Source organism: Coleofasciculus sp. (assembly GCF_046565525.1).
GTDB lineage: Bacteria > Cyanobacteriota > Cyanobacteriia > Cyanobacteriales > Coleofasciculaceae > Coleofasciculus.
On sequence record NZ_JBKHUP010000210.1, the window covers coordinates 1 to 4,952 of the forward strand.

Annotated in this window: 5 protein-coding genes and 1 pseudogene; all 6 read right to left on the bottom strand. The window is 44.3% G+C overall.

Annotation, left to right across the window (positions count from 1 at the left end; translation table 11 throughout):
- Positions 1–370: 370 nt before the first annotated feature.
- Positions 371–631, bottom strand: coding sequence for a DUF4926 domain-containing protein (locus ACLGGO_RS34980; RefSeq protein WP_446411026.1), 261 nt, complete (start codon positions 629–631; stop codon positions 371–373).
- A gap of 1 nt (position 632) precedes the next feature.
- Positions 633–977: a DUF6883 domain-containing protein gene (locus ACLGGO_RS34985; protein ID WP_446422768.1), complete on the bottom strand. Its 345-nt coding sequence runs from the start codon at positions 975–977 to the stop codon at positions 633–635.
- A gap of 506 nt (positions 978–1,483) precedes the next feature.
- Positions 1,484–1,951, bottom strand: a complete 468-nt coding sequence (locus ACLGGO_RS34990; RefSeq protein ID WP_446422769.1) for a YbjN domain-containing protein — start codon at positions 1,949–1,951, stop codon at positions 1,484–1,486.
- 85 nt (positions 1,952–2,036) lie between these two features.
- Entirely contained in the window at positions 2,037–2,282 is a 246-nt protein-coding gene (locus tag ACLGGO_RS34995; protein WP_446422770.1) for a hypothetical protein, read from the bottom strand.
- Between the two features lie 282 nt (positions 2,283–2,564).
- Positions 2,565–3,320 carry a hypothetical protein gene (locus tag ACLGGO_RS35000; protein ID WP_446422771.1) on the bottom strand — a complete coding sequence of 252 codons (756 nt, stop codon included), beginning with the start codon at positions 3,318–3,320 and terminating at the stop codon, positions 2,565–2,567.
- Positions 3,321–3,358: 38 nt separating this feature from the next.
- A pseudogene (locus ACLGGO_RS35005) lies at positions 3,359–4,952 on the bottom strand (hypothetical protein); the annotation flags it as partial.

Consider the following 4,952-nt stretch of genomic DNA (forward strand, 5'->3'; position numbering starts at 1 on the left):
TATAGCAGATGCATATCTAAGAGTATTTAAGCATAAATACTTGGCGGCTGTAAATAGATTGCGCCTTTTCACCGTAGGTTCGACTGTTGGGGCACCATCCTTGCGCCCCAAAGCGTGAACATCTGTTGTATTCTATTTGTCTATTGGACTTACGCTTTCTTGACGGCACAGGCGCTACCTGTAGGGGCACAGCAATGCTCAATGGTGGTGAAATAAGCATTTTGGGATCACCGAAATCTTTGATATACCGTAGAGTGGGCATTGCCCACCAATCTTAATTCAGTGCCATTCTTATGAGGTTTTAATTTCCCCATCCGTTGCTCAACCCAACCTACAAAGGTAACTTTTCACGGCGTAAATCATGCTATTGTTAAGCCACTGAAAGTTCATAGTGCAGTATCAAAACTTCGTCTCGTTTCAATGTAGCCATTGCATATTCCCGCCCCTGTAAATCAGCAAACTCAACTAAATAGTGAGGTTCTTCCTGCTCATCATAAATATTGACAACCGTACCCACCTGTCCGACTGGCAAGTTTTCAACCATTACATAGTCAGATTCAACTAAGTGCAACCGCTTCAAGGGAATCGGTTTTAAGGTGGCAATTGTATCCAGCAAATTCAGATTTTCCATATCACTTGATAAATGCAGATATTAAACGCGGCTGTTTGTTTTTAGCTGTGATTTCCCAAATGGTTCGGAGTGTTACCTGATCTGATCCTAGATTAACGGCTTCTGGTACAACCCAATCTACTTTAAAGATTTGCCCAAACGTAGTCTTTTCTTCCTGAACCACCTCACCTTCCACTGCCGATTGTTGAATCAAATCTCGTAACATTTCAGCATTACTGGTGGTGATTCCCAGAGCCGATTTGAATACTCTGGCTTTATGCTTGCCAGATGAGTGTTCAGGATTCAAGCAATAGCCAATCAACTTCTCCATGGGAATTTCAGCTTGATTGCCATTAGGTAGTTTCATAATCCATCTATTGTATCAGTTATGCTGAAGCCTCTGTGTAGATGTAGTACACTCAGCGTCAAGCCTTATCCAATCGTAGTTTTAGCGCTCAACTCCTCAAAAATCGTACTTTCCCAAAAAGAAACCTGGTTTCTTGACCGATGTCTTAAGATAAGATAGTGGAATAAATTTTCAAGGAGAATAGAAATTATGGATTCACTTAGTCAGGCTCTACAACCTTTTTTAGATATAATGCATTTCTTAAATACCATAACATTTCTAGTGTTTATAGGAATAGGGGTCAAAGCCGCTTTTTACTTTAAAAGCTTTTTCTATGGAATTTTACTGTTGCTATGTTTAATTCTTTTGTCGAGTGCATTTTCTCAGATATCACCTGGACTGATCCTGAGAATAAATCATTATCTTTGTTAAGAGGATGGACATTTGGAAAGTTAGTTAAATGGACTGGTCAATACTTATTGAGGGTATGAGCAGTTACGTCTAGGTTTCAATTTCCCCGTCAAACGTCAACTATGGCGAATCGCCTCGGCTGGCGACACTCCACTCTTGACAGCGATGATACCAGGGAGGTATTCATCCATCATGTTCACATTGGTGTAAACCAACTGTTTGATGGTGTCTGAATCAAGAGAGTGATTTTTGACATTAGTGCTAGTCTTGTAACGAATCTCTCCATCGTCGAAATTCAACTCAAAATTGCCGATAATCATGCCATAGTTGGCTCTCGATAGAAACTCTCCTACCGCTCGACGCTTAGATTTGGGAATTTTAATCGGGCATAAGGAGTAGAAGATAAACTGCTGCTGTGATTCTATCGCTTGGGCATAACAGTCGTATTGGTCATTTTTGCCCTTAAACGCTAGGCGTAAAGCTGATTGTTTTTCTAGCTGGGCATAGTGCCAATTGTCTTCTGTGAAGAAATTGACGATGGCGGCAAAAATTGGTTGTGTTGAGGGAATGTCTTCAGGTGTCACATTGGGAGTTTTCCTGTCATCGTATCGGCAAAAGACTAATACAAGGGTTGATGGATTGCCAATTTACTTAGTTTACAGATAATCCTTAAGGCTGATCATTGTTTTCTTTAAAGTTAACAATTTCTTCCGGGGCTGAATGAATTATTTTTATCACCTCTAAAGCGACATCCACCATTTCTTTAGCGCGGGGGTCTGGCATTAATTTTAGCTCAATTAACTCATTAAGCAGTTTGGCAGCTTGAATGCCAGATTTTAACAAGGCTTCTTGGTATTCTTGTTGTAATGTTTTAGAGGGAGTGGGGGTTGGGTTTTGGTCGTCTTGGTTTTCCATCGTTATCCCAATTGAACAAAATCTGAAACACTTGCACCGAGAGACTTTCAATATTTGAGCTTAAGGCATGGGTTTCTATAGCAAATCGCTCTGGTGTATTTACAACTCCCGTACCTGAAGCTGAGTTCAGATGAGATGTTCGTACAAACAAAGTGTAACTAGACCAGCGCGAAGCGCTATATCAGTTTGCGATCGCCAGATTGCCCATCAAGTATAACTTTCATCAGTTGGCTGCGATTTTTCTTTTCCTATAGTGATAGTGACACAAGAGCGATAGGATAGCTATAGTCCAATGCCGTCCTCTCTTACCATTACCATGTAATGTTTAGCCATCCCCTCTGGTGGATTAAGCCTCCACTCGCCACCCAGTTCCAATACGAGTTGGCGCACAGCAGATAAGAAGCGATTAAGTCGAGGCGTATGGCAGGATGCGAGTTCACTGTTGCCGTACCACTTAGGCGGTTGAGGCTTGAGCGGCTGGTCTCCTTCAAGAATCCCTAAGACTTGCGGGAACCAAATGTCTGTGTATAGCGATATTGTGATCTGGACAGCTAGTGTTCTCTCGCTGGTTTTTGATTGCTCCCTTAGACTGACTGATCGGCTAAGTAGTGTGACCGGAGCTACTTCCTCCATAAAAATACTTCCCCAATCGGCATCATCGGGGCGAAGGGTTTTGAGAAGCAGCCCCATGTTCTCCACTTCTTCTTCAGTCACTTTACCTGTCAGATCGTAGTAGCACAAACGGGCTGGTGTCCGGAGCACACCGTTGTAGTTCTCAGCAACACCCCACCCTAGATCGAAAAGAGGGAGCGTTCCGGTTTCTGCCAGAGTTTTTTCCAGATATTGGGCATATCCCCAATTGGGAGCTGCGCGAAAGTCGAGAGGGCGGCGAGTCTCCACTACTCGATAGACAGCTTCCCCTTCGCCTGCTTCCAGAATTCCCTGTGCACAACGCAGACAGCGTTGAATATCAGACATATTAGCTGGTGGTGGAAAAATCGCCTCCCACTCAGCAAATGGTGAATCCGCTCGAGCCATCCAATAGTTGACCATGTCTTTTGTACCAGTGTTTATCATTACAGGAAGTCAGGGGCTTCAAACACCTCAACGCGACCATTGGTTCTAATGCGAACACGCTGCACAACCGGAGTTCCCTCTGGTATCAAATCACGCCTCAGTGCGGCATTGATAGCCTCGCTCAAAGTAGCACGGTTTGCATTAAACAGAGGATTGTCAGGATTAACAATGCTAATATCGGCGACACGGGTGAATTCTGGTTTAGGAATTTCTGTCTTCTTCAGCTTACCCTTTGTACTCTTACCTGCAAGTTGCTTCTCAGCTCCCTGGAGATTTTTAGTAAATGCATCTACTTGTCCGTCCTCGACTATTTTTCCACTTGTGACTTCTTTAGCCTGAATAACTTCCTTAGCAGGACTGGGATCGCCTCTTTTTCCGAAGTCAACTATATCACCCTGCGTTGCTAATTCGACTTCATGATTGTTCTTGGCTAGGTCTGAAGCTATATTGAGTTCATTCAACATACCTCTATCCCCCGTATTGAGTGCTACCAATATTCCTCTGAGCTTTGTGGGATTACGTAGGTTACCTTGACTAACAAGTGCGTTCACCTGCTCAAGCACACCGTTCCTCTCAGCCAAGCTTACAACTTTCTCAGCGATATGGGGTTGAATTTGTTTGTCGAGGAGACCTTTGAATATCTCTAAACCATGAGGAACTTTCGCGTAAAGAGCTACATCATCTGGTTTCAACCCTTTTTCGACGAGTTCCTCGACCAGAGATGGTTTCACTTGATTTTCTTGCAGGATTCGAGTGGCTTCATCGGAGAGACCAATACTTTTTTGGAGGTCAGCTAATCTCGCCTTCCTGACTTCATTCAGCTTTTGCTGAATTTCAGCTTCGGCTTTAACTTTATCCGCAGGATTAGTTATTTTGTCAGCTGCGTCAAGCTCCTGTTTAATCTTGGCAATATCAGGATCTGTATCCGCAAGTTTAAGTTCCTCTGCATATTCGTTTCTCAACAAATTACAGTCTGAACATAAGAGGACTTCGCCCTCCTTAGTAACCTTGATCTTGTGTTCTCCATCGGTAGTCGGCTTTTCAGCAACCACACCAGGCTCGACTTCCGGCTCATCCATATGAGTGCTACGCCCATTAGGTGTAGTCTCCTCAGATACAGGAGATTTCGCAGGAGCAGTTTCCTCAGCCACTGGAGGTTTCGCAGGCGCTTCTGGTTCTACTTTTGCCGGATTGGGCGTATCAACATTCGGAGTTCTGCCATTGGGTGTTTCAACATCCGGCGTTCTTGGTCTGGTATTGGGTGTATCGACATTCGGAGTTCTGCCATTAGGTGTTTCAACATTTGGAAGTCTGCCATTGGGGGTTGTGAGTGCCGGAATTCTGGCATCAGGTAGATTCCACTGTCTAGCCACCTGTTGTGCAAGTTCTTGTTGTTCAGCCCACCACCGCGCTCCACGCTCGGCTTGCTGATTCCCCCAATCAAGGAATCGCCTACCTTGTTGACCTAAAGGAGTATTACTGACCCACTCGGCTCCACGATTAACTTGCTGTCCCGCCCAACCGAGAGCTTCCCTGCCCTGTCGAGCTAAAGGAGTATTACTAAGCCACTCTGCCCCACGATTAGCTTGCTGC

What these genes read in the sequence shown, in the direction of transcription:
- ACLGGO_RS34980 (WP_446411026.1), bottom strand. Translation starts at nt 631, where the DNA reads ATGGAAAATCTGAATTTGCTGGATACAATTGCCACCTTAAAACCGATT.
- ACLGGO_RS34985 (WP_446422768.1), bottom strand. Translation starts at nt 977, where the DNA reads ATGAAACTACCTAATGGCAATCAAGCTGAAATTCCCATGGAGAAGTTG.
- ACLGGO_RS34995 (WP_446422770.1), bottom strand. Translation starts at nt 2,282, where the DNA reads ATGGAAAACCAAGACGACCAAAACCCAACCCCCACTCCCTCTAAAACA.
- ACLGGO_RS35000 (WP_446422771.1), bottom strand. Translation starts at nt 3,320, where the DNA reads ATGGCTCGAGCGGATTCACCATTTGCTGAGTGGGAGGCGATTTTTCCA.